The sequence below is a fragment of the Massilia varians genome (assembly GCF_027923905.1).
In the GTDB taxonomy this organism is placed as follows: domain Bacteria; phylum Pseudomonadota; class Gammaproteobacteria; order Burkholderiales; family Burkholderiaceae_D; genus Telluria; species Telluria varians_B.
On record NZ_AP026966.1, the window covers coordinates 3,324,734 to 3,350,343 of the forward strand.

Annotated in this window: 19 protein-coding genes and 1 other annotated feature; of the genes, 8 read left to right on the top strand and 11 right to left on the bottom strand. The window is 61.9% G+C overall.

The features are described 5' to 3' along the window. Positions 1-353: 353 nt before the first annotated feature. The 3 genes from MasN3_RS14945 to MasN3_RS14955 all read right to left on the bottom strand — a co-directional run bounded on the left by MasN3_RS14945 (position 354) and on the right by MasN3_RS14955 (position 5,989). Positions 354-800, bottom strand: coding sequence for an RHS repeat-associated core domain-containing protein (locus MasN3_RS14945; protein ID WP_281908161.1), 447 nt, complete (start codon positions 798-800; stop codon positions 354-356). Between the two features lie 71 nt (positions 801-871). Further along, positions 872-2,094 (bottom strand): IS3 family transposase gene (locus MasN3_RS14950; RefSeq protein WP_281908162.1). Its coding sequence is split into 2 segments (ribosomal slippage): positions 872-1,806 and positions 1,806-2,094, totalling 1,224 coding nucleotides; the frame shifts between segments, so codons are not numbered across the junction. Continuing rightward, positions 1,700-1,816: a sequence feature (AL1L pseudoknot), on the bottom strand. Its footprint overlaps the gene before it by 117 nt. A gap of 28 nt (positions 2,095-2,122) precedes the next feature. Further along, on the bottom strand, positions 2,123-5,989 hold the full coding sequence (locus MasN3_RS14955; protein WP_281908163.1) for an RHS repeat domain-containing protein: 3,867 nt from the start codon (positions 5,987-5,989) through the stop codon (positions 2,123-2,125). Between the two features lie 174 nt (positions 5,990-6,163). On the opposite strand from MasN3_RS14955, the gene MasN3_RS14960 reads away from it, so the two are divergent. Next, positions 6,164-7,141, top strand: coding sequence for an IS481 family transposase (locus MasN3_RS14960; protein WP_281908164.1), 978 nt, complete (start codon positions 6,164-6,166; stop codon positions 7,139-7,141). Positions 7,142-7,497: 356 nt separating this feature from the next. Here MasN3_RS14960 and MasN3_RS14965 read toward each other — a convergent pair whose 3' ends face one another. After that, a complete protein-coding gene (locus tag MasN3_RS14965; RefSeq protein WP_281908165.1) occupies positions 7,498-8,511 on the bottom strand; it encodes a LacI family DNA-binding transcriptional regulator in 1,014 nt (337 codons plus the stop codon). A 209-nt stretch (positions 8,512-8,720) separates the two neighbouring features. Between MasN3_RS14965 and MasN3_RS14970 the strand changes: the two genes are divergently transcribed. From MasN3_RS14970 to MasN3_RS14985, 4 genes are all read left to right on the top strand, one after another. Beyond that, positions 8,721-10,055 (top strand): GH1 family beta-glucosidase, encoded by a 1,335-nt coding sequence (locus MasN3_RS14970; protein WP_281908166.1) that lies wholly within the window; start codon positions 8,721-8,723, stop codon positions 10,053-10,055. Between the two features lie 40 nt (positions 10,056-10,095). Next, positions 10,096-11,130 (top strand): glucokinase, encoded by a 1,035-nt coding sequence (locus MasN3_RS14975; RefSeq protein ID WP_281908167.1) that lies wholly within the window; start codon positions 10,096-10,098, stop codon positions 11,128-11,130. Beyond that, positions 11,117-12,478: an MFS transporter gene (locus tag MasN3_RS14980; protein WP_281908169.1), complete on the top strand. Its 1,362-nt coding sequence runs from the start codon at positions 11,117-11,119 to the stop codon at positions 12,476-12,478. Before MasN3_RS14975 ends, MasN3_RS14980 begins: the two co-directional genes overlap by 14 nt. Positions 12,479-12,707: 229 nt before the next feature. Further along, positions 12,708-13,829 (top strand): metallophosphoesterase, encoded by a 1,122-nt coding sequence (locus MasN3_RS14985; protein ID WP_281908171.1) that lies wholly within the window; start codon positions 12,708-12,710, stop codon positions 13,827-13,829. Positions 13,830-14,339: 510 nt separating this feature from the next. Here the strand turns inward: MasN3_RS14985 and MasN3_RS14990 are convergent. Together MasN3_RS14990 and MasN3_RS14995 are read right to left on the bottom strand one after the other, a co-directional pair. Continuing rightward, a complete protein-coding gene (locus MasN3_RS14990; protein WP_179063258.1) occupies positions 14,340-15,320 on the bottom strand; it encodes an IS481-like element ISKpn27 family transposase in 981 nt (326 codons plus the stop codon). Continuing rightward, complete coding sequence (locus MasN3_RS14995) at positions 15,317-15,811, bottom strand: hypothetical protein (RefSeq protein ID WP_281908173.1); 495 nt, start codon at positions 15,809-15,811, stop codon at positions 15,317-15,319. Before MasN3_RS14995 ends, MasN3_RS14990 begins: the two co-directional genes overlap by 4 nt. On the opposite strand from MasN3_RS14995, the gene istA reads away from it, so the two are divergent. Together istA and istB are read left to right on the top strand one after the other, a co-directional pair. Next, the gene (gene istA / locus MasN3_RS15000) at positions 15,801-16,880 is read left to right on the top strand and encodes an IS21 family transposase (protein WP_281907819.1); all 1,080 of its coding nucleotides are present in this window, start codon (positions 15,801-15,803) and stop codon (positions 16,878-16,880) included. The two genes, MasN3_RS14995 and istA, sit on opposite strands and share 11 nt — an antisense overlap. Further along, on the top strand, positions 16,877-17,662 hold the full coding sequence (gene istB / locus MasN3_RS15005; RefSeq protein ID WP_281907820.1) for an IS21-like element helper ATPase IstB: 786 nt from the start codon (positions 16,877-16,879) through the stop codon (positions 17,660-17,662). The genes istA and istB overlap by 4 nt, the downstream gene beginning before the upstream one ends. A gap of 71 nt (positions 17,663-17,733) precedes the next feature. Here the strand turns inward: istB and MasN3_RS15010 are convergent, their stop codons facing one another. The 3 genes from MasN3_RS15010 to MasN3_RS15020 all read right to left on the bottom strand — a co-directional run bounded on the left by MasN3_RS15010 (position 17,734) and on the right by MasN3_RS15020 (position 20,122). Next, the gene (locus MasN3_RS15010) at positions 17,734-17,979 is read right to left on the bottom strand and encodes a hypothetical protein (protein WP_281908174.1); all 246 of its coding nucleotides are present in this window, start codon (positions 17,977-17,979) and stop codon (positions 17,734-17,736) included. A 65-nt stretch (positions 17,980-18,044) separates the two neighbouring features. Further along, the gene (locus MasN3_RS15015; protein WP_281908176.1) at positions 18,045-18,602 is read right to left on the bottom strand and encodes a hypothetical protein; all 558 of its coding nucleotides are present in this window, start codon (positions 18,600-18,602) and stop codon (positions 18,045-18,047) included. 617 nt (positions 18,603-19,219) lie between these two features. Beyond that, positions 19,220-20,122 (bottom strand): DUF6602 domain-containing protein, encoded by a 903-nt coding sequence (locus MasN3_RS15020; RefSeq protein WP_281908177.1) that lies wholly within the window; start codon positions 20,120-20,122, stop codon positions 19,220-19,222. Between the two features lie 442 nt (positions 20,123-20,564). Here MasN3_RS15020 and MasN3_RS15025 point away from each other — a divergent pair, with 442 nt between their 5' ends. After that, entirely contained in the window at positions 20,565-21,341 is a 777-nt protein-coding gene (locus tag MasN3_RS15025) for a class I SAM-dependent methyltransferase (RefSeq protein WP_281908178.1), read from the top strand. Between the two features lie 67 nt (positions 21,342-21,408). On the opposite strand, the gene MasN3_RS15030 is transcribed toward MasN3_RS15025, so the two are convergent. Next, a complete protein-coding gene (locus MasN3_RS15030) occupies positions 21,409-23,331 on the bottom strand; it encodes a sialate O-acetylesterase (protein WP_281908180.1) in 1,923 nt (640 codons plus the stop codon). A gap of 15 nt (positions 23,332-23,346) precedes the next feature. Beyond that, positions 23,347-25,608, bottom strand: a complete 2,262-nt coding sequence (locus MasN3_RS15035; protein WP_281908182.1) for a beta-glucosidase family protein — start codon at positions 25,606-25,608, stop codon at positions 23,347-23,349. Positions 25,609-25,610: the final 2 nt, after the last annotated feature.

Sequence of the window (25,610 nt, forward strand, 5' to 3'; positions counted from 1 at the left end):
TTGCCACCATGCTGCTCAGAAAGACGTCCAGCGTCTCGGTAAGGTGTTTTCGTTCCAGCGCCTGCAATTACCTCGCCTTTTCCAGCAGCCAGCCGTGCAGTTTGTGCCTCGCTCGCCAGAGATTTTCCAGCTTTAGTGCCTGAACGGCAGACTTCCCGGCTGCGCCAGCCACAACAGTGGCTTCTGCAGGAGCCATGATTGCAGCTGCTACGGGAGGACCAATCAGCATACCAATCCCCACCGCGATAGCTGGCCCTCGGAAGGGCTCGTACACAGATGCGTTACCTGCCGCTACGTCGTTGCGGAACTGGTCCCCGAACCCCTCGGCAGCGCGCTCCTGGCGACCGTCCGGATCAATGTATTTGTAGGGGTTGTTGGCCGCGTAAGCGTAGCGATTGAAGCCGCCGCCGGTATTCGCATCCGGTCACCGGATCTATGCTCAAGAATCGTCCAGCAAACGCATCATAATACCGCTGCTGCATGTACACGAGTCCTGTATCGTTGTCGTTCACATGCCCCGTGAACCCGATAGTCCTCGGCGAGCCTGCCACGATGTACCCGTACGGCTCGTAGCGCGTCCGATTCAGTATCACCCCCGCCGCATTGGTCTGCGCCACCGGACTGCCCAGCGCATCGGTATGGCTGTAGGTCACCGTGCTGCCACTCACCTCGGCCAGCACGTGGTTGCGCATGTAGACATACTTGGTCGGCGTGCCGCCGCTGGGTGCAACGTACAGCAGCTTGCCGTCCTGGGCGTACACCTGCACTCGCGTCACCCCGTCGGTGCCGACGACGCTCACCCTTCTCTTGAAACCGTCGTAGGTGTAGGTAGTGAATCGCCCCGGCTTTCGTGGAGGCCGGTTTGTGTGAGTCAGGCCGGGATAGCTTGACTACTCAACTGCTTGTAATAGTTTGCCTCAGCTTCTGCCGGCGGTATATAGCCGAGTGGTTCCAGTAAGCGGTGGTGGTTGAACCAGGATACCCATTCCAGCGTGGCCAGTTCGACGGCTTCACGCGTTTTCCAGGGGGCGCGGCGGTGGATCAGCTCAGCCTTGTAGAGTCCGTTGATGGTCTCGGCCAGCGCGTTATCGTAACTGTCCCCTTTGCTGCCCACAGATGGCTCAATGCCAGCTTCTGCCAGACGTTCGCTGTACTTTATTGACACGTATTGCGACCCTCTATCGCTGTGATGGACCAGCTCGTTTCGCTCCGGCTGCCGCGCATACAGCGCCTGTTCCAGCGCATCGAGTACGAAGTCGGTCCGCATCGAACTGCTCACCCGCCAGCCAACGATGCGCCGGGCGAAGACGTCGATGACGAAGGCAACGTAGACAAAACCCTGCCAGGTCGACACGTACGTGAAATCGCTGACCCACAGCTGGTTCGGCCGCTCGGCCTTAAACTGGCGGTTGACCCGGTCGAGCGGACACGGTGCCTTCATATCGGGAACCGTCGTACGTACGACCTTGCCACGCATGACGCCACGCAGCCCGGCCTTGCGCATCAAGCGCTCCACCGTGCAGCGGGCCACGTCCGTTCCCTCGCGTCGCAACTGGCGCCAGACCTTGTCGGCGCCATAGACCTGCATGTTTGCCTGCCAAACGCGCTCAATGTCGACGCTCAGCACATCGTCACGCTGGATTCTTGCACAACGCAAGGCCGGGTTGCGCTGCTGCGCGGCGTAACGCCAGTAGCCAGACGGCGCGACCTGCATCACACGGCAGATCGGCTCGACACCGTAGACGTGGCGGTACTGGTCGATGAATGCCCTCACGGCTTGAAGCGGCGGTCGAGCTCCGCCTGGGCGAAAAACGCACTCGCCAGACGCAGAATCTCGTTTGTCTTGCGCAGCTCGCGCACCTCTCGCTCCAGGGCTTTAATGCGCTCTTCTTCGGCAGTAGTCGGACCAGGACGCTGGCCGGTATCACGCTCTTGCTGGCGCACCCAGCGGCGCAGCGTCTCAGGAGTGCAGCCGATCTTGGCCGCGATCGACGTGATCGCTGCCCACTGCGATTCGTACTCGCTGGCTGCTTCGCTGACCATGCGCACAGCGCGCTCGATGACTTCGGGAGAATATTTCGGTTGCTTCTTCATAGCTCCATTTTCTCAAAGAACGGAGCCTCTACAAAACCCGGGGCGATTCAGTAGCTCTGCCGACTGCCCGTTTCATCCGGTTGGCCAGGTCGTACTCGAACACCTGGCTGTTGCGCTGCGTGACGTTGCCGCGCACGTCGTAGCCGTAGGTGACGTTGAAGCCCGGCGGACCATTCGTGATGCTGTCCAGGCGATTAGTCGTCGCGTTGATGTTGTGGAGCGTATTGCGCGCGCTGATGCCGCCGGTGATCGTGGTGCTGGTCAGGTTGTCCAGCACATCGTAGCCATAGGTGGCAGTACCCCACATGTTCGGCGCGGTGGCTGTTTTCAGACGCTCCAGGCCATCGTAGCTCATTGAGCGGTTGCTCACGTTCGACGGCAGCAGGTCAAGAATCGAAGTGACGTTGCCGCTGGCGTCGTAGCCATATTGGTCGTCGCGCACCCCGCCCAGGTCGGTCGACCGCAGAGGCAGGCCGCGCTCGTTCTGGGTGGTGCTGTGCTTGATGCCGGTGGTGCTGCCGTAGTTGAAGCTGGCGATGCCGCCGTTGGGGTGGTGCAGGATCGCGTTGGCATAGGGGCCGACCTGGCGCGGTTCGCCCAGGGCGTTAGGGTTGTAGGCGACCGGCGTGTTATCGGGATAGGTCAACTGCGCGAGCGAGCCGTTGGAGTCGTAGTTGCGGCTGATGTTGTAGGTCACGCCGCCATAGACCAGGCTTTCTCTCTCGAGCAGGCGCCGCTTGTTGTAGGTATTGGTCCAGACCGCGCCATCCGAGCTGACCGTGTTCAGCAGGCCGTCAGGCGTGAGAGTGACCGAAACCGCCGGGCTGTTGTCGCCGTAGGTCAAGCCGGTCGACCGGTTACGCGCGTCGTATTGATAAGTGATCTTGCTCGCTGCAGGCACGCTGGCCGTGTCGCACGATGTCGTCGACGGCAAGGCGAGGCCGCTGGCGCGCCAAGAGACATTGTCGGCGCCGTCGTAGTCCTGCACGGTCGCGCCGTTCTCCGGCTCGATGGTCTTGCACAGGCGCTGGGCGCTGTCGTAGACGTAGCGGCGGGTGACGCTCTTCGTGTTGTCGCTACGCCTGATCGAGAGTGGCTTGCCGAAGACATCGCGCGTGATCGAGACATCTGCGCGCTCGGGCCCGAGAATGTTCGTGATCGACGCTTGCGATGGTTCGTCGAAAGCCTGATATCCATACACGGTAGCGTAGCCACGCGGACTAGTTACCGTGGTCGTAAACCCGAGGTCGTAGGTGGTCCTGGTCCAGGCGTAACCGTCCGGCTCCCCGACTTCGCTTTTCGCAGCTTTCGCAGTCTGGCGCCCAAGGGCGTCGTACGCATAGTAGACCCCTGGGCCGATCTGGCCGTAGGTCCGTCGCGGATAGGACTCGAAGTTCAGACGCCCGGCGGAGTCATACAGCATCTTGGTCGTGCTCAGGGTCGCGGTGACGTCGCTGTCGTCCCAGCGCTCGACGTAAACGGGACGCAGCAGCGCGTCGAAATAGGTAACCGTGCGCGCCGTGCCGGTAGAGATCTGCTGGCGCCAATGACCAGCGGCGAGGTCGAACTGCGCGCCGGTCGACTGCCAGGTCGAGACCGTTGTCGGCGCCCAATTAACAGTGTCGCCCGTGGGATGATTGATCGACGCCAGGCGGCCCATGGCATCGTAGCCAAAGGTAGTGGTGAAGCTTGCCTCGTTGGTCAGCGAAGTGATCTTGCCGATATTGTTGACGACAGCGGATTCGAACTTGCTATCGGCATAGTCGATTCGCTGGGCGATGCCGCGCTTGTAGCTCGAGAACGTTGTTAGCTGGTTTTTCCCGTCCTTGACCGTCGCGACCGTGCCATCGGTGTTGTACGTGTACGTCTGTTGCAGCTTGCCGAATGTACTGACAGTTTCGAGGTTGGCGGTGGTGGCGTTGTACTGATTTAGCACCATCGACCGGCCCGTGCTGGCCTCTTTGACTTCCTTGACCTGACCCAGGACCCATTTGGACAGGTTGTTTTCGTAGCTCGTGTTTTCGGTGCGCGCAAAACCGAGGCTACTCGAACGTTGGATCTGCGTTGGTTTGACATAGGTGTCGAATGCGGTCGCTTCCCAAGTAAAGGTCGTTCCCTGTTGGGTGATAATCCGCTTGTCCAGCGGCGCCGGGCGGCTATCCATTGCCGAGTCACCCGAATTACTTGGATCGCCCACGCCGAAGTAATTCGGATAGGGACCTGCGCCATAGGCTCGGTAACGGTTGGACGTCGTCCGCAAGGCCGATCTTTCGTCCCAGCCTGCTTCCGTCAGCTCCAGACGTCCTTCATTCACATCCTTGTGATTCCCGAACGTGTAGCGGGTAACGAAACCTTCCGGAGCAGTCACGCGGACGGTTTTCGTTTCGGGACAACTGATGCAAGTATCCCAGCTGGCGTTGGACTCGCCATAATCGATTGTCCAGGATAGTGAGCTCAGCCCTGGTCCGGAAATCGTCTTATTGATAACAGACTGGGTGACGAAGTAACGGGGGACTACGGGAGGGGAGTCGGTACTAAAGCACCCCGTCTGCACCTTTGACCGCCCGTGCAAGGTTGGACGGAGCGTAAACGTTCCGGTTGCACCGGATGGATGCACGATAATGCCGGTGTAATCGATTGCGGTGAACATCGGCACGTCATAGCAGCCACCGTTGTTCTGGAACGTAACTGGCTTGAGCAAGTTGTGGAAGCTGTCTGGGAAAGTCCAGGACGAGTTGTCGGGCTGCGTCACCTTGCGTAGATCGAAAATCGTCGATGCTGAACCTTGCACCGGGAATTCGGCGTAGTCATAGGTCCAGGTACGCATCCCATCGCTGACGGTCTTGACCACGTCCGCCAAGCCCAAAGTATTCGGTACGTAAGTGAGGACAAGCGACCGCCCGTCGCTGGAATCGATCCGTGTGAGATTGCGGGACTTAGCCGGATCTGGGTTATATGTGTATGTAACCCAGTTGCCGTAGCGGTCTTCAACCCTAGTAGCAAGGATCCAGATTTCATCCCGTTGCAAGGTAAACGTGGTCGCAGCGTTGTCGGGCGAAGGATTCTCGGGAAGAAAAGGCGTTCCTCCGCTTTCCTTTTCTGGCGGTGGCGCCGTTCCTTTCTGCTGTTGCTCTAGCACCTGGGCTGCCACGGTGAGCGCACCTTGCGGCTCAGGGGAGGGCTTGGCCAACGTTTGCACGGGGTAACGGACATACCAGTCGAAGTAGTACTTCGTTCCATCCGGTGCGATAGCCAGGAAACCTTCGCCTCCGGTCACCGGGACCGTCGTGGTTGAAGGGTTTTTCAGCGTCGTCAGGCAGGACACTGCCCACAAGTTGGAAGTGACGATCGGATAGTTTGCAGCAGGCGCCGGGACATGGGGGTTGGAGGGATCGCGGAGCAGTAGTCGCTGCTCGCCCTTGCCTGGCACGTAGAGATAACTGCCTTTCCAGAATTCGTCGTAATCCCAGTAAGCGCTACCATTATTGGATGTCGCCGTGGGCGGTGCACCAAATTTCGAACAGCGAGTCATACCTTTGAAGCCGTCTTTCCATCCGTCGGAACGCGCGAAAATACCGTACACGTGAGGGACGTCGAGTTCCCATTGGCCAAATGGCCGGCTTGTCTCGCCCCGTTGGCCAGTCTTGATGCGGCGTCCAATAGATACTGGCAGAGTGTTATTCCCCGGAAGGCTGACATCTGTCTGCGTGAAGTCTAGGGCGCCGTTGTAGAAATTAATTGAGTCTCCGAAAAGGTCTGTTCCAACGGCAGCAACGGCGCTTGGCGAGAGGATTTGCTTCCTCTGCTCTTCAAAGGAAGTGATGTTCTGACCGGAGGCGATCAATGAAACGAACTGAAGAGAAACGAAAACGAACGCACGAGAGGGACTACGCATAAGGCACCCCACTGTCTTTGAATGGTTGAGATAACTCGACAGTAAGTGTTTAGTTTCGTGCGATCATCTCCCTCGCCGTAGCTGGCCTTTGTTCCGTGCAAAGGCTATGCTGGGCGAGTTGATTGCTGGGTTCAGCAGTCCCGGCATTCAATCGCACCAGGAGCAATTGGCAGCATGAGTTCACGTATTCACCCGCAGGCCCGTACCACACCGAAAATCCGGCAAGAGATCAAGGATTCGGGCCTGTCGGACCGGCAGGCCGCCAAGGTCTTCAACATCAGCCGCGCTACCGCCCGCAAATGGCTCAAGCGCGACGACGTGCAGGACCGCTCGCACCGTGCCCATACCCTGCACACGACCCTGAGCGCAGCGCAGGAGAACATTGTGCTCGCGCTACGCCAGTCGCTCTTCCTGCCGCTCGACGATCTGCTGTTCATCACGCGGCAATACATCAATGCCGACGTCTCCCGGTCGGGCATCGCACGCCTGCTCAAGCGCGAGGGCATGTCGCGCCTTGAAGACGTGATCCCGAAGGCCGAAGGCGAAACGATCTCTCCGAAGAAGACCTTCAAGGACTACGAGCCAGGCTTCATTCATATCGACATCAAGTATTTGCCCCAGATGCCGGACGAGACCTCGCGCCGTTACCTGTTCGTCGCCATCGACCGCGCCACGCGCTGGGTCTTCATGCACATCTACGGCGACATGACTGACAAGAGCAGCGTCGATTTCCTGCGCCGCTTGAAGCTGGCCTCGCCGATCAAGATCAGCAAGATCCTGACCGATAACGGCTCGCAATTTACCGACCGTTTCGCTACCAAGGACAAGAAGCCAAGCGGGCAGCACGCCTTCGACGTGGCTTGCGCCGCACTGCCTGCCGAGCACCGCCTGGCGCCGCCGCGGCATCCGCAAACGAACGGCATGGTCGAACGCTTCAACGGACGCATCAACGAACTGCTGCAGCAAACCCGCTTCGACAGCAGAGCCGACCTGGAAACGACCTTGCTGAACTATTTGAAGCTGTACAACCACCACATCCCGCAGCGTGCACTCGACGCCAAAACGCCCATCCTGGCGCTCAAGGAATGGCAGCAGAAACGGCCAGAATTATTCGTTAAACGGGTCTATGAACAGGCGGGACTTGACAGCTAATCGCTACGTCGTAATTACGCTGCTCGCATAATATCTTGCAGTTTCACAATCATCCAATGGGAAAATGACCGCCTCGGCGCGGAACTCTTCGCGTACGTGCGTTTTTCTGATTTGCTTATGTTGACTGCCTTTGATCAGTATTTCAGACGGGAGTGTGCGAAAATTTCAGGCTACCTCACTCACGAACCGAATTGGCTATGCAAGATACACTCGCTGCTAATCACAATTCAACGTGAGCTTTCCATGCAGCCGGACGCGATACAAGGATCGCGCACGCTGTAGTGCTAGGACTCCCGGCAGCAGCCAACGCACAAGCGTGCCGCTAGTAGCAGCCAAAAACACTTCAAGGCGAATCCTTAGATCGCCCGCACCGACTCGCGTACCACCAGGCTGGGCTCCGGCACTTCGAGCTCGAGCGGCTGCTGGCGGATCATGCGCAGGATTGCCCGCCCCAGGCGCTGGCCGACGTCGAACAGCGGCTGGCGCACCGTGGTCAGGGGCGGCGTCGTGTACATCGAGCTGTGCAGGTCGTCGAAGCCGACCACGGAGACCTCGTCCGGCACCGTGATGCCGCGCCGGAACAGGGCCAGGCGGGCGCCATAGGCGGTCAGGTCGTTGGCCGCGAAGATGGCGGTGAAGCGCTGGTTCGAGGCGAGCAGGCGCTCGACCGCCCGCAAGCCGCCGGACTCGGAAAAGTCGCCCTGCAGCACCAGCTTGCGCTGCGCCTTGATCCCGTGTTTGGCCAGGGTGTCGCGGTAGCCGGCCAGGCGCGCCAGCGCATCCCGGTGGTCGGAGGGGCCGGCGATGAAGGCGATGTCGCGGTGGCCATGCGCCACCAGGTGCTCGACCGCGTCGCAGGCGCCGCGGTAGTTGTCCAGTGAAAAGCCATAGGTGCGCGGTCCCTGCAGGTCGCGCCCGAAGACGACGATCGGCACCTGCTCCGACAGCGCCAGGATCTGCGCGTCTTCCAGGTTCCCGCTCAGGATCACCAGGCCGTCCACCCGGCGCGCGATCAGAAGTTCGATCCGCTCCGCCTCCTCGTCCGCATGCCAGTGGCCGGACACGATCAGCGGCGCATAGCCGGTGCCCTGCAGCGCATCGTCGACGCCGGCCATGGCGTCGGCAAAGTAGCCCGAGGCCAGCGACTGGGTCAGGATGCCGACGGTGCGCGAGCTGCCGGTCTTGAGGTTCTGGGCCAGCACGTTCGGCTTGTAGTTGAGGCGCTCGATGGCCTGCTCGATGGCCTGGCGCTTGTCGTCCGACACCTTGGCGGTGCCGTTGAGCAGGCGCGACACGGTGGCCGCCGACACCCCGGCCACGCGGGCGACTTCATGGACGGTGGCCGTCGGCCGTTCGGATGCTTTTCTCATGCAGGGATGGGGCCAGAACGGCAGCTCGGGGCCGCGGCCGGGGGTGGAAAATTGCCAGTATAGCAGCAGCCAAGCCGTCACCGCCCGCCAAAATGTCGTTGACACCCGCTCCGGCACGCGCATATGATGAAATCGATTTCATAGATAGCTTCCGGGTGGCTGCGCCAGTGCGCCACCGGCCGCACCGCCAACCTCGACCCCAATCCGCCATGACCGATTCCACCCACTTCCCCCCGGGCTTCACCTGGGGCGTCGCCACCAGCGCATTCCAGATCGAAGGGGCCGCCGAGCTCGATGGCAAGGGCCCCTCGATCTGGGACAGCTTCTCGCGCAACAGCGCCAACATCAAGGACGGCAGCAACGGCGACGTCGCCTGCGACCACTACCACCGCTACCGCGAAGACGTCGGCCTCATGGCGGGCCTGGGCGTGGATGCCTACCGGTTTTCGATGGCCTGGGCGCGCGTGCAGCCGGCCGGCAAGGGCGCCTGGAACGAGAAAGGCTTCGACTTCTATGCGCGCCTGCTCGACGCGCTGCAGGAAAAAGGCATCGCGCCGCACCTGACCCTGTACCACTGGGACCTGCCGCAGGGCCTGCAGGATGAAGGCGGCTGGCTGGCGCGCGACACCGCCTACCGCTTCGCCGGCTATGCGGAGGAAGTGGCGCGCCGCTTCGGCGACCGCCTGGCCAGCATCGCGACCCACAACGAACCCTGGTGCACCGCCAACCTCGGCTACGGCAACGCGCAGTTCGCTCCCGGCGTCGCCGACGCCAGGCAGGCGATCCAGGTGTCGCACCATCTGCTGCTCTCGCACGGCCTGGCAATGCGGGCGATGCGCGCCGTGAACCCGCGCGCCAAGCTCGGCATCGTGCTGAACCAGTGGACCTCGGACCCGGCCACCAACAGCGACGCGGACCGCGCGCTGGCCGAACTGGAGTGGGCGCGCTCGGTGCAGTGGTTCATGGACCCGATTTTCAAAGGCCATTACCCGGAACTGGCGCTGCGCGCCCACGGCGCCAACGCGCCCCAGGTCGCGGAGGGCGACCTCGACATCATCCAGGGAGCGCTCGACTTCCTGGGCGTGAACTACTACTTCCGCCACTACGCCAGCGCCGACACGCCGCCGCGCAGCGCGCCCGCGGCGCTGGGCACGACCGACATGGGCTGGGAGATCTACCCGCAGGGCCTGACCGAGCTTCTCCTCAAGCTCAAGGACGAATATACTCTGCCGCCCATCTACATCACCGAGAACGGCATGGCCTCGGCCGACCGCGTCGAAGGGGGACAGGTGAACGATAGCGCCCGGATCCGCTTCGTCGAGCTGCACCTGGCGGCCCTGAAGGCGGCCATGGACGCGGGCGTGGACGTGCGCGGCTACTTCATGTGGAGCCTGATGGACAACTTCGAATGGAACTCGGGCTACGCCAAGCGCTTCGGCATCTACCACGTCGATTACGCTACCCTGCAGCGCACACCGAAGGCCAGCGCGCACTGGTACCGCGACTTCGTCGCGGCCCAGCGCGGGCAGCGGCGCGCGGCATGACACGCTTGTCCGTCACATAAAAAGAAACACGGAGGAGACAATGAACGACGAACAATACCGGGACGGACCGCGCCTGGTGGCCGATATCGGCGGCACCAACGCGCGCTTCGCCCTGGAGCGCGGCCCGGGGTGTATCGAACAGACCGAGACCCTGCCCTGCGCCGACTACCCGCGCTTCCAGGACGCCGCGCGTGCCTATTTGGCGCGCCACGGCGGCGCCGGCGTACGCCATGCGGTGATCGCCATCGCCAATCCGGTCGACGGCGATGTCGTCAAGATGACCAACCACTGCTGGGAATTTTCGCTGCAGGCGGCGCGCGCCGAACTGGGCCTCAGCACCCTGCTGGCGGTGAACGACTTCGCCGCGCTGGCGACGGCGGTGCCGCTGCTGGCCGCTTCCGAACTGGTGCAGGTGGGCGGCGGCGCGCCGGCGCTGGACGGCGTGATCGGCCTGGTCGGCGCCGGCACGAGCCTGGGCATGGCGGGGCTGCTGCCGGCGCATGGGCGCTGGACCGCCCTGCAAAGCGAAGGCGGGCACGTGGCCTTTTCGCCTGCCGACCGGCGCGAACAGGACATCCTGGCCTATTGCTGGCAGCGCTGGGAGCACGTCTCGGCCGAACGCCTGGTCTCCGGCCCCGGGCTGGCGCTGATCCACGCAGCGCTGTGCGCGCGCGCCGGTCTTGCCCCCGCGCCGCTGGAGCCGGCCGTCATCGTCGAACGGGCACTGATTGGTGAGGACCCGCGGTGCGCCGAGACCCTCGACACCTTCTGCGGCATGCTGGGCACCGTGGCGGCCAACCTCGCCGTGACCCTGTGCGCGCGCGGCGGCATCTATATCGGCGGCGGCGTGGTGCCGCGCCTGGGCGAGTGGTTCGCGCGCTCGTCCTTCCGCCGGCGCTTCGAGAACAAGGGGCGCTTTTCCAGCTTCGCCACGCGCATTCCCTGCTTCGTGATCCACGCGCCCTACCCGGCCCTGGGCGGCGCCGCCGCCATGCTGGCCGAACACCTGGACGCGCGCCGCGCCGCGCCGCAACAGCCGCAGCCGACGATGGAGGTGCAGCATGGGCACGCCTGAACGCAGCCGCCACCCGCTGCTGTGGGTGCCGTCCGGCTACTTCACGATGGCGCTCGGCTACGTGATGCTGACCAGCGTCACCGCCATCATGTTCAAGAACCTGGGCATGGACAACGGCCGGGCCGCGCAGTATTCCAGCCTCCTGATCCTGGCCTACACCATCAAGCCGCTGTTCGCGCCCTTCGTGGAGATGTACCGCACCAAGAAATTCTTCGTGCTGTGCGCGCAGGCGGCAATCGGCTTCGGTTTCGCCGGCGTCGGGCTGGCTTTGGGGCTGCCCGGCTACATGGGCATCCTGATGGCCCTGTTCTTTGCGTTGTCCTGCATCGGCGCCACCCAGGACATCGCCAGCGACGGCGTCTACGTCACCTCGCTCGACTCGCGCGCCCAGTCGCTGTATTGCGGCATCCAGAGCCTGTCCTGGAATATCGGCCCGATCGTCGCCGCCGGCGGCATGGTGTTCCTGAGCGGCTACCTGCACAGCCATGTGTTCGGCCATGACCCCAAGGTGTTCGGCCCCGACTGGGTCGACGCCTGGCGCATCATCTTCTTCCTGGTCGCCGGCATCATCCTCTTGATGGCGCTGTGGCATGCGCGCGTGATGCCGGAAGGCGCGCGTGCCGCCGATACGCCTTCGAGCGTCCGCGACGCCGGCCGCATCCTGTTGGACGCCTTCGTCACCCTGTTCCAGAAGCGCGACATCTGGAAGATGATCGCCTTCGCCTTCCTGTTCCGGCTCAGCATCGGCTTCCTCGAGAAGATCGGCCCCTTCTTCATGGTCGACCCGGCCTCGCAAGGCGGGCTGGGACTGTCGAACGAGATGCTGGGCCTGATTTATGGCACCTACGGCCTGGCCGCGGTGCTGCTCGGCTCCCTGCTCGGCGGCTGGTACGTGGCGCGGCGCGGCCTGAAGTCGACCCTGTTCGTGCTGTGCTGCGCGGTGAACATCCCGAACGTGACCTTCCTCCTGATGAGCATCTACCTGCCGGACAGCCTGCTGGCCATCACGGCGGGCGTCGTCATCGAGAAGTTCTTCTTCGGCTTCGGCGCCGTGGGCTTCATGATCTACCTGATGCAGCAGCTGGCGCCGGGCAAGTACACCACCACCCACTATGCCTTCGGCACCGGCCTGATGGGGCTGTGCGGCATGGTGACCGGCGTGGTGAGCGGCCATCTGCAGGAAATGATGGGCTACATCGGCTACTTCACTTTCGTGATGGTGGCGACCATCCCGTCCTTCCTGGCGACCTGGTTCGCGCCCTTCCACCATGACGACGGCAGCCAGCCTGCTGGGGTGGTAGAGGAGGAAGGTGTGCCGCCGGCCGGTTCGCCCCACCCCGCCGCCTGAGCGTTGCAACGGCCGGGCCCGCGCGCCCGGCTGACTTTCTTCCTTCGAACGGCGCCGAATCACACCGGTGCCCATGCCTTCACGCAATCTACGTTATGCTCGCGTGTTCGACAGCTCGGACACACGGCAGAATGGGTATTTACCTCTTATTATCCGGGGGCGCCGCCACGCCCCCGCACGGCAATCCGGCCGACTCCAGCCGCAAGCGTCAGCGAATGGAGCGCACCTGATGTTTCATCTGATGTTCAGTTTGCCCTGCGTGCTCGTGCTGATACGCTGGCTATTGCCCTTGCCCTTGGCCGGGCGCACGAAGCTGGCTGGCGCGGTGGTGTTGGCGCTGGCCTCGCAATATCACCTGTGGTCGCGCTTTTCTTCCGGCAGCGTATTTTCGCCGGAATTCCCGAAGTCCCTGATTATCCTGTTCAATTGGGCGTTTGGCGCCATCTTGTTGCTGGCTGTGTTCCAGCTATTGCTCGATGTGGGCGCCCTGGTGGCCGCCCTGGTCCGGCGACGCCGCGTGCCGATCCCTGCGCGCCTGCGCGCTGCGACTGGCATCGCAGCCATGCTGCTGGCCGCTGTCGGCGTCATGCAGGCGATCAAGCCGCCGCCGCTGAAGGATGTCGAGATCGTGGTCAAGGACCTGCCGCGCGAATTCGAGGGCTACCGGGTGCTGCACCTCACCGACCTGCATATCAGTCGCCTGTTCGACGCCGCATGGACACGCAAGCTCGTCGACGATGCCAATGCGCGCGGGGCGGACCTGATCGTCATCACCGGTGACCTCATCGATGGCAATGTCTCAGAGCGCGAAGCCGACGTGGCCGCGCTGCGTGACTTGCGCGCCCGGGACGGCGTCTGGGTCATTCCCGGTAACCACGAGTACTTCTTTGGCCACAGCGCATGGATGGCGTATTTTGCCGGCCTCAACATGAAGCCTCTGGACAACCGCCATACCATCATCAAGCGAGGTAGCGGCCAACTCGTGCTCGCCGGCGTGAACGACGTGACCGCTCCGCGCACCGGCGCTCCCGCGCCCGACCTCGATGCGGCGCTGCGCGGCGCACCAAGCGGCGCGCCGGTCGTGCTGCTCGACCACCAGCCCAGGAATGCCCGCGTGTCAGCCAGCCGTGGCGTCGCGCTGCAATTGTCCGGCCACACGCACGGCGGCATGATCATCGGGCTCGACCAGGTCGTGGCGCGGGCGAACAATGGCTTCGTCTCGGGCCGCTACGAGGTCGACGGCATGACGCTCTACCTGAACAATGGCACGGCGCTGTGGCCGGGGTTCGCGCTTCGGCTTGGCGTGCCTGCGGAGCTGACGCGGATCATGTTGCGGCGGAAGGCGCCTTGAGCGTGCTGCGACTGCAAAGGTGCAAGCCGGGCGTCGACCCGTTTCCCGCATCCGGATGCAGTATCTTGACACCGGAATTAGCGACGGCTCAGTGGCTACGCGTAGACCCGGCGCTTGTCGCGCGCTTCCTGCTTGATCAAACCTTGATCCCGGCAAGATGAATAATACACGCCCGTCAACGCCGAACATCATCCGCTCAGGTCGGTTCGCAATAATGAAACGCGCTTGAAGAAGGGTACGTATCCTCGGAGCGAGAACGGTAGTCGACCCTATCTGGGCGGCATTGCGGGCACTTATGGGCTCGGCGATTTAACAAATCGCTTTGAACGACAGGTTCGCACCCTATCGGATCAGCTAAGCGCGCATCCAAACCTCTTCGAATGCATGCTCCTCTCTCCTGCTGCAGAGACCGTTTCAGACACAAAGCCGACGTCGGAATTGTAGAGATTCAAATAGGTTTTGCTTTAAGAAACGTCTTTTCTGTGCTTTTCTCGTGCGAGTCGAAGCTCCTTAGCTGTCAAGACCCGGCTGGTTATACACGCGCTTCCTGAACAATTCAGGGCGTTTTTCATGCCATTCCTTGAGCGCCTGAACGGGTGTTTTGTGTTGGAGCGCGCGTTGCGGAATGCTGTGGTTGTAGATCTTGACGTAATTGCGCAGCGTCGATTCCAGTTCGGCAGCTGAACCAAAACGGGTCTGGTTGACGATGTCGCTGATACGACCGTTGAAGCGCTCCACCATGCCGTTGGTCTGCGGATGACGAGGCGGGATGAGCCGGTGTTCGATGCCGAGCTGCTTGCACAGGCGGTCGAACACGTGTGTGCCGCTGGGTTCCTTCTTCTTGCCGCCAGCCGTGAAGCGGTCGGTGAACTGGCTGCCGTTGTCGGTCAGAAGCTTGACGATCTTGACGGGACAGGCTTGCTGGACTTTGTTGAGGAAGTCGCCACTGCTGCCATCGGTCTGGTCGGCATAGAGCTCGATGAAGACCCAGCGCGTAGCACGGTCGATGGCAACGAAGAGATAGCGCCTTGCCGTCTCGTCGGGCATCTGCGGCAGGTACTTGATGTCGATGTGCACAAAGCCCGGCTCGTAGTCCTTGAAGGTCTTTTTCGTGGCGGGCGCAGTGCCTTCCTGCTCGACCAGGTTACGTAGATCCGAGACACCGTGGCGGCGCAGGCAACGTCCCAGGCCGGCACGCGAGACGGCTGGATTGATGAACTCGCGCGTGACCGCCAGCAGGTCGTCCGTGGGCAGCAGCAACGTCTTGCGCAGCTCCACCACGATGAGCTCCTGCTCGGGCGTGAGCGTCGTGTACATCTTGTTCGGCGCATGCGACTTGTCTTCAGGAGACTCGCGGTTTTGCCACTTTCGGATGGTTTGGCGGGTGACGTTGTACATCCTGGCCAGTTCGGCCTGCGGGAGCGTCGAGTTCCTGATTTCCTCACGGATCAGGTGGGTAGTACGGGCTTGGCTGTGCAGTGCCTGGGTCATCGAGTTGCCAGTGAAGAGTCGGATTGGAACAGTGTACGCAAAACGTGTCTGGCCTTGAAGAGCGGCCAGCTACGCATGGGTACATGATCCCACGAGTCCAGACACTTAGCGTACTCGAGTTTTTCCAGTATTGCAACCGGAACTGCGCCGGGGCTTTCGTCGTCAAAAATCCATTCAAAGTAGTCCATTACGATCCCCACTAACTCATACATTAGAAAATGGAGTGATTTGGTATCTATGGAATACTGCGGACCAAAGAAATATGCATAGAATGAACTAATTTCGCGAGGGCCGATGGATATTTTTGGGGCTTCATCCAATGCAAAATGTTTGCTACCATTAGCGATATCGCGAATTGCATGCCTAATTTCCTTCATATAAGGGTGGGCTACTGCTGTCAGCAGCGGTTGTAAACTGATACAGGCAGCGATTGAAAACTGATACACCATTTTGAGAAGATGGCCGCTTTGCGGAGCGGCCTTGAAATCCAAAGAGGTGTACGTGGAAATCCAACTCCTGAAGAAGCATGGGTTAAGCCTTCGGCAGATCGCCGCCGAGGTAGGCTGCGCAGTGAACACGGTGCGCCGGCATCTGGCCCTGGAGGCTGTGCCGAAGTACGAACGCAAAGTGAAGCGCAAGACGAAGCTGGCGCAATTCGAGCAGTACCTGAAGGATCGGCAGCAAGCTGCTCAGCCCGACGTGATACCGGCCACCGTGCTGTACCGCGAGATCGCCGCGCGCGGCTACGAGGGCGGCATGAGCCAGTTGCGCGCCTTCGTGCGCACCTTGCGCCCGGCGCCTCCGGCCGACCCGGTGGTGCGCTTCGAGACGGCGATGGGCGAGCAGCTGCAGGTGGACTGGGTTGAATTCCGCAAAGGCAGCGCGCCGTTACATGCGTTCTGCGCGACGCTCGGTTTTAGCCGGGCCAGCTACGTGGAGTTCGTCAGCAACATGAAGGTGGAAACCCTGATCGCCTGCCATGAGCGCGCTTTTGCGGCGTTTGGGGGCGTGACGCGGCGGGTCCTGTACGACAACATGAAAACAGTGGTGCTGGAGCGCGATGCGTACGGCGAAGGCGAGCACCGCTTCCACGCCGGCTTCCTGGACTTTGCCAGGCATAGCGGTTTCGTGATCAAGCTGTGCCAGCCGTACCGGGCCAAGACCAAGGGAAAAGTCGAACGCTTCAATGGCTACCTGCGCCGCTCGTTCTATGTGCCGCTGGCGAGCCGGCTGGCGCAAAGCGGCCAGAAGCTCGACGTCGTAACGGCCAATGTGGAAGTGGCCCACTGGCTGCGCGAGGTGGCCAATGCGCGCATCCACGGTACGACTGGCGAGCCACCAGCTGAAGCATTGAAGCGGGAAGTGGAGCATCTGCAAGCGCTGCCGGCACCGTGGCGTGCGGACATCGCGGCAGCCAGGCCGCAACCGACCGCCGCAGCACCTACGGTGCCGCGGCCGGCGGCAGTGGTGGAGCGGATCGCCCAGCCATCTCCAGTACAGCATCCGTTGCAGGTGTATGACGCGCTGCTGGTACGGGTAACGGAAGGAGTGGCGGCATGAACCTGCAGCACGAGCGTATCGCGGCGTTGTGCGAGAGCCTGAACCTGCCGTTCGTGGCCCAGGGCTACGGCGCTGCAACGCAGAAGGCAGCGAAGCAGGAAATGGCCTACAGCGACTTCCTGGAGGGCCTGCTGAGGGAGGAAGTCGCCGGGCGCAACGTGCGCAAGCAAAGCACGATGACCCGACTGGCAGGATTCCCAGCGGTGAAGACGCTGGACGAGTTTAACTATGACTTCGCCAAAGGCGTGAAACGCAGTCAGGTCGAGGAGCTGGCTGGCCTGGGCTTCGTTGAGCGACATGAGAACGTGGTGCTGGTCGGCCCCAGCGGCGTGGGCAAGACGCACCTGGCGATGGCACTCGGTTACAAGGCCACCCAGGCCGGCATCAAGACGCGCTTCACCACGGCGGCCGACCTGATGCTGGCGTTGACGACGGCGCATACCCAGAACAATTTGAAAGCGGTGATGCATCGCGCGATCAAAGCATACCGGCTCTTGATCATCGACGAGATCGGCTACTTGCCGATGAACCGGGAGCAGGCGAACCTGTTCTTCCAAGTGATCGCGGCCCTGTACGAACGCAGCAGCCTGATCGTGACCAGCAACCTGCCGTTTGGGCAATGGGACACGACCTTTGCGCAGGATACGACGCTGACCGCGGCCCTGCTCGATAGGCTACTGCACCATGCGCACATCGTGCCGATTGCCGGCGAAAGCTACCGGCTGAAGCACCAGCGACAGGCCGGGATGATGAGGGGGAATGATGTTGCAGAAATGGGCTGAACACGGACCGTGTTCGGCGACGGCGGTGTATCAGTTTTAAATCGCTGGCACGACGATATCTGTATCAGTTTTCAATCGCCGTTGACAACTGCGATTTTAGAAAATGAATGAATGGGTTTTTCTATAGATTCACTGCCTAACCAATCTTTGTGCAGATGCCAAGCGGTTACAAAGAAGTTAAATGCTTCGTACTCTTCAAGCCACTGCTCATCCTGTGTCTCTGGGCGCTGCACAAGCAACAGCTTGCTATCGTGTTTCAGTTTTCGAAAGAGATCATAAGAAGTTGATAGGCCAAATTTCGTAGCGCCAAACGACATACACCCTCCACATAAGTTGCAACAAATATTGGCCGAGACTTGGAACAGCAGACTGGACAGCGATTTTAAACTGGAATGTTATCGTCGTATGTACTAGCTACGTCCACCAAATAGATGATTTGTGAGGCAGATACTGCGAGGACGTATTCTGCAACCTCAAGCGTGGCGACTCCCCCATCAGCGCCTCCATGGCCTACCCCATCCCCGCCACTTCGATACGCATAAATGCCAGTGATGGTCTGCGCCAGCGCTTTCGGGATAGGTTGCTCTTTATTTGTGCCTAGCCATTTTGCGAGCTCTCCTAACGTCGACGCCTTAGCCGCAGGGTATAAAGTTTTCCCTACAGCCTCAACTGCGCAAACAGCTTCCTTCACTGTATTTTCAAAGTCTGGTTTTCTAGGATCTCGGAAGAACTGCAGAGCTTTATCGTAGTGTCTACGTGCGCTGACAAGCCGAGGGTCCCCGAGTACAACCTGGGCTCGAGTTGATACGTCAACCGTATGCTTTCGCCCCCGACGGCGGACCATTCCCTCTGCAAACTCGTATGCTAACTGCTCTTCTGCAAATAAGCGTTGTAATTCATTTCCTATGAATGCTTGAACATCAGACTTCTCCGTTTCCACTTCGAATCCGAAATTATTGTGGTAGCCAACATCCTTTGCTAGAAAGCTGTATAGTCGCTCGCAAAAATCATAGCATCTTTCCCAACTTAAACCGTCAAGTGCGTCTGCAGCATCGTTTCGAGCTTGCTTGAGGTGAGCGGTTGCTTGACGGTCATATTAAATTGGCGATAAACGGCCTAGTCGTTGCAATTCCCTTGCGAACGGGATCCAATTGTCGATGAATCCTTTCTCTATTAGCTCAGCAAGCAAGTGTAGAAGACCCACTCTCGCACTTGCAGGAAAATCGGAATCGATCTGACGGTGTGTACCGCGAACTCTCGCTGAAAACGGAGCTGCAAAAATGTTATTCATCCCACATCATCCTTCATACATATAGAATCAATCTGGTTACACACCCAGATTGTCGCATCCATCATCCATGAAACCTTCGCGTGCATCACATGAATCGAGACAGCGCACGAATGTCCGTTTTTGGACGAACCTGGCCGTTAGGCTTAGCACAGCAGGTTGCCAGGGCGGAAAAATCGCGGACTGTCACGGAGGACCGGACCCTACCCAAAACAGCCTCTCAAAACTCAAGAATTCGCGCGCAAATACGTCAACACCAGAATTTTCAACTACCCCTGAGGATGTGTAACCGCGTAGAGGGCTTTACGAAAATCTGGGCTACCAAATTCTGGCGTGTCCTTCAATTTTTTATATATGTCGTATTTAAAAGCCATATCTACAACTTGAAAGAGCGCTCCTTCACGCGGTGTTAGGTAACGCGGCAATACGTCTTCTTGCATTTTTAAGGTAGCATGTGCCACTCGGTGCAGCCGTAATAGTAGCCCGACCAAGCTGTCTTGACCCCAACCCTCATAAAACCAACCTTGATGATTCAGAAATCCGGCTTCCGCAACTTTCCAGGGATTCAAAGACTTGTCGACAAAATTTGAAAAAACGCAAACATCATTCACAGCGATAAAGTCGGCTTGGTCCAGCGGGTCAACGCCACGCGTTTCATAAAATTCCAGGATTTCAAAACCAGTCTCAATAGGCGCAGCTTTGCATTGCATCGCAAAAACGCCGAACGGCACTCGCTTTGCCCAATCACCAAGAATCCCATATTCGTGGAGCATGGAGGTTTTTGCACGCCCCAATCTCTTGACAGACAAACCCTGTTCGAGCGCTCGATGAAGTTCTGCTCTGTCGGCAATGTTAGGCTTCACCTCGATAACAGAGTCAACGCCCTCGGCTAGCAGCAAGCTAAACTTGTCTCTTGCGCTTACCGTGTACGGATGGTTTGGTGCACATATCACACAGTCAATTGACGCAGCGATATTCCCGAATGAGTCACGCACCTTGCCTTTCGCGATTCGATGAGGAAAAGGAAAGTAGCGCCCTATAAATGCTTGGACAGCATTCTCACGAAATTCCGCGACTTCTTGGGATGTCCCGCCACCCTGGATCGAAGCCTTGCGGAATTCGCTGTTGAGCTGTAATGCTTCCTCACGTAATAAGCTATAAATATCGTCCATGCGATAGATCCAATTCTTGTTCAATTCTGGATGTCGATCGACCTGTTAGGTCCATTCGCCTCACAATTCTGGCTCACGGCTCAAACGTCCGATTTTGGCCAAAGTCGGCCACTGACCTCAGCATAGCAGGTAGCAATGAGGAAAAAATCGCTGACTATCACGAATGACGAGGGTCGATCCGGAGCAGCCCTCAAGATGCACCTTACTTCAGCCGGTAGATTCAGCATGGCCGGTTGCAAACGGTCAAAGCGCTCCAGTTCACAAGCAGCGTCGGAAACGGTCGATCCGATCCGCGGCACCTGCTCAGTCGACGCGACAAAGCAGGAAAGTCCGATGTAGCGAACGCGCCTGCGCAGCCAAGCCTACTACACTGATCCTGCCCATTCACGGCAAAGCCTGGAAGCGTCATCGCAGGCAGCGCCTCATTACGAAAACGCCGATCATGCTCCGCATTCCCTTGCGCAACTACCGCACCTCACCGACTCGCCGTACCCTACCCATCCTGCTGGCTTGCCTGTCGGCGCTAACGCTGCTGTCATCCGCCAGTAGCGATGCTGCGGCACAGGCGGCGGGCACCGATGGGCGCTATGAACGCGTCGCGCGGAGCCCGGATGGCATCGGCAAGAGCTACATGGGCCGCGAGATTGCCGGGGTGATGGGATGGGAGGGCGCCCAATGGCTCGAGCGCGAAAGTCGGGCACTTGAGGAGCGGCCGGAATTGCTTCTGCGAGAACTGGCGCTGGCGCCGGGCATGACCGTGGCCGACATCGGCGCCGGCACCGGCTACTACACCTGGCAGCTGGCGAAACAAGTTGGTCCCGGCGGGCGCGTCTATGCAGTCGACGTCCAGCTGGAAATGATTCGCATGCTCGACAGCCAGATGGCAAAGCGCGGCGTGCGCAATGTGGTCTCGGTGCTAGGCAGCGAAACCACCGTAAAACTGCCCCCGGCGAGCGTCGACCTGGCGATCATGGTCGATGTCTATCACGAGCTCGCTTATCCTGCGGAGGTCCTCGACAGCATTGTCGACTCCCTGAAGCCGGGCGGGCGCGTCGTCTTCGTCGAATATCGGGCCGAGGATCCGTCAGTCGCGATCAAGCCGCTGCATAAGATGAGCGAGCGGCAGGTACGGCGTGAAGCCACGGCGCATGGTTTAGTATGGGAACGCAGCATCACATCGCTGCCGATCCAGCATGCGATTGTGTTCCGGAAGCCATAAGCACAGATCGTGTTGCGAGATCGGGTGGTTGATGGCGAACTTCTCGAGTTCGCCACAGGAGACCTCCTCAGCGTTTGACATCCATCTCGAAGGGCACCGCCGGCAGGCCGGACTTGCTGTCGTAGAGCGTACAGGTGGGCGCGTCGCCCCAGCAATAGCGGATTTTTTTCGCATCGGCGGCTGCGGGCAGCACCACCCGGGTCCCCGCGACACGGGCTTCGGTCCAGCGGCAACCGGTATCCGTGCAGACCTCGAAACCGATCGGGCCTGCCGCGCCATAAGCGACCAGCGCAGATTCGACCCCATCGAAATCCACCACCACGCCTTCGCCCTGCGCGGCCCCCGACTTCACCATCGGCCCGTTGGGGCTGCCCGGCTGCCCATACAGCTTGACCCCGAATCCGCGCGCCAGCCGTTCGCCGACGCCCTGCTTGTTGGCCGGATGGATGTCGGTCGGGTCGCCCAGGTCGATCGCCGTCGCCAGCACCGCGTTCGCATCGGCCAGCACCGCGCGGCGCTGGTCCTCGCGCAGCCGCGCCCAGCCCGATTCGGCCGGCTGGGTCGGACGCGCGCCGAAGTTCGCCAACTGGACCACGCCAAAGGCCATGTCCTTGCCAAACTGCGCGCGCCAATCCTTGAACAGGCGCGCCAGCAGGCCCTGGTAAGGCGAGCCGACATTGCTCTCGCCCTGGTACCAGAGCGCCCCCTTGAACGGGAAGCGGCCCAGCGGCGCGATCATGCCGTTGTACAGGACGCTGACCCCTGCCATCGCATCCCAGGGGGCGCGCGGCGGATAGCGGTTCGCGGCTGGCGGCATCTGCCAGCGCCAACCCGTCAAGGGCAGCACGCTGCCGTCGGCCAGGCGCAGCCGGCGCGGCTGGTCGCCGTACATGCCGCCGTAGCTCCACAGGTCGAGCACGTTCAGTACGATCGTGTTCTCTCCCGCCTTGAGCGTACCGGCGGCCAGCGGGTAGGCGCGCGCCGTGCCGGCGCCCGCCGTGAAGCCGACCGGCTGGCCGTTCACCCAGGTAGTATCGACTTCGTCGATCAGACCGAGTTCGAGCGTCGCGGCCTGGGCCGCCTGCGCCGCCGTCAAGCTGACGCTGACGCCGTACCAGATACTGCCGTCATAGGCGGCAAGCTCGGGCACGCCCCAGTTTTCCCAGTTCTTGGCGACGTCCGGCACCGCCTTCCACGCCGCCAGGTCGGTGCTTGATGACGTCCAGGGCCGCCCCGGGCCGCCGGACGGCTGCCACCAGGCTTCGACCTCCTTGCCGAAGGCGATGCTGGCCTTGGCCGGATCGCTCGCATATAGCTGCAGCAGTTGCTGCTGGCGCGCGTAATCCGGCAGCGAGGCCGCGGGCGAGAGCCAGGCGGTCAGGTTCGAGCCGCCCAGCGAGGCGTGCACCAGCCCGACCGGCAGCTTGATCTTGCGCTGCAATTCCTTGCCGAAGAAGTAGCAGGTGGCCGACCAGTCGGCGACGGTCTGCGGCGATGCCGCCTGCCACGCGACCGGCTTTGCCAGCCGCGCCAGCGGCGCCGGCTGCGGATCGACGGCGACCGTCGCGATGCGCAGGTCCGGATTCGTCGATGTGCCGATCACCGTGTCCGCATTCAGGGCGCGATTCACCGTGAGCTGCATGTTCGACTGGCCCGAGCACAGGAAGACGTCGCCGGTGACGACGTCACCCAGCGTGACCCGCTGGCCGCTGCTGCTGGAGACCGCCAGGGTATCGGTGCGTCCCGCCGGGAGACTCGGCAGCGTCACGCTGAAGCGGCCGGCCGCGTCGGCGGTGGCCTTCCAGGCGCCGCCGAAGCCGCTCACCGTGACCACGTCGCGCGCGCCGGTAGTGCCCGACACGAGCGCACCCTGGCGCGGCAGCACCATGTGGTCCTGGAACAGGCTGTCCAGCTGCAGGCGCGGCGCCTCCGCTGCCGCGCCAGGGGGCATACTAGCCAGCAAGGCGGCCGAGATGATGAGTTGTCGCATGCGTCTCTCCCGATGTCAGCGTGCGCGGCCGCGCGCGTCCAGCGTGCTGGCGGGCAGGTCGACGGTCACGCTGGTGGCGCCCGTGCCGGCGGCGTCCTCCGCCAGGGTCAGGCGCAGCTTGCCTTCCGGCCGGCGCCAGGTGCGCGACTTCTCGTCGAACATGGCCAGCACGCGCGGCTCCACCGCAACCTCGACTTCCCTGGTCTCGCCCGGCTGCAGCTCGACCTTGGTCCACGCGGCCAGGCGCTTCGGCGCCTCCCATTTGGTCGCCAGGGGCGACGCGTACACCTGCGGCACGTCCTTGCCGGCCAGGTTGCCGGTATTGGTCACCTTGAAACGCAGGTGCAGGCGGCCGTCCTTGAGCTGGCCGGACAAACCTGAATACGCGAACGTGGTGTAGGACAGGCCGTACCCGAACGGGAACAGCGGCTTGTGGCCCTTCAGGTCGAACCACTTGTAGCCGACCGCCGCGCCTTCGTGGTAGTCGACGGCGAACTGCAGCTCGGGGTTCTTCGGGTCGCCGTCGAGTTTCGGGCGCGGCAGTTGCTGCACGGATTGCGGGAAGGTGGCCGGCAGGTGGCCGGACGGATTGACCGCGCCGAACAGCAGGTTGGCGATCGCCTCGCCGCCGCTGGTGCCCGGATACCAGGCTTCCAGCACCGCCGGGACCCGCGCCAGCCAGGGCATGGAGACCGGCCCGCCGGTCTGCAGCACGACCACGGTCCGGCCGTTGGCGCCCGCCACCGAGGCGATCAGTTCTTCCTGGCCATCTGGTAGCGCCAGGGTCTGGGCGTCGTTGGCCTCGCCGATCCACTGGTTGGCGAAGACCAGGGCCACGTCGGCCCCTGCCGCCACGCGCGCGGCGCGGGCCGGGTCCCGCCCATCGTCGAACACCACCTTCGCATTCGGCGCCTGGGCCTGGATCGCGTGCAGCGGCGAGGACGGGTAGTACACCACCGGCCCCGGCCAGGTGGCGGGCAGCAAGCCCTTGACCGCGATCCCGCCCTTCGGATACACCTGGGACGAGCCGCCTCCCGACAGCACGCCGGCATCCGCATGGCCGCCGATGACGGCAATGGTGCGCACGCTCTTCGACAGCGGCAGGATGCGGCCTTCGTTCTTGAGCAGGACCATGCCCTCTTCCGCGGTCCGGCGGCTGACCGCGCCGTTGGCGGCGTAGTCGACCGCGCCGCCCGGCTTGACCGGATTGTCGACCACGCCCTTGGCGAACATGGTGCGCAGGATGCGGGTCACCATGTCGTCGAGGCGCTTCTGCGGGACGGCCCCGGTCTTGACGGCCTCGCCCAGCGCGCCGCCGAAGTACTGCGACTTGTCGAATTCCATGCCGGACTGCTGGTCCAGGCCGTTGTTGGCGGCGGCCACGGTGCTGTGGGTGGCGCCCCAGTCGGACATGACATAGCCGCGGAAGCCCCAGTCGCGCTTGAGCACGTCGTTCAGCAGCCAGGAATGCTCGCAGGTATAGGGGCCATTGAGGCGGTTATAGGCGCACATCACCGAGCCGGCGTCGGACTGCTCGAGGGCCAGTTCCATCGCCAGCAGGTCGGACATGCGCAGCGCCGCCTTGTCGATGCGCGCATCGAGTTCGTTGCGGCCGGTCTCCTGGTCGTTGAGCACGAAGTGCTTGAGGGTCGAGATGATCTTGTTCGATTCCACGCCCTTGATCGCCTGGCCGATCATGGTTCCGGCCAGCAGCGGATCCTCGCCCGCGTATTCGAAGTTGCGGCCATTGCGCGGCTCGCGCTGCAGGTTCACGCCGCCGGCCAGCATCACGTTGAAGCCGGCAGCGCGCGCTTCCGAGCCGATCATGGCGCCGCCGGCATAGGCGACCGCCGGGTCCCAGCTCGAGGCCGTGGCCAGGCCGGACGGCAAGGCGGTGGCTTCGCGCACGTTCGGGCCGGCCTGCGAGGCCACGCCCTGGCCGGCATCGGTTTCGAACAGCGCCGGCAGGCCGAGGCGCGGCGTGCCGGGAATATAGCCGGCCGATTGCGGCAGCGCGTCCGGATGCTTCCTGCTCTGGCCGAAATCGTGGCCAAAGTAGCCGAACACCCAGCGCAGCTTTTCCTGCTGGGTCATGGCCTGCACGGCCAGGCGGGCGCGCTGGTCGGCGTCCAGGGAACGGTCGAGCCAGGGCTTCTGGGCTGGTTCTGCGGGTTCGGGCGCGGCCAGGGAGCCGGCGCCGAACAAGGGAAAGGCGGCGGCGATGGCCGCGACCAGGGCGGTGCGCGCCATGGCGACGGCGTGGTGCTTGCGTTGCATGT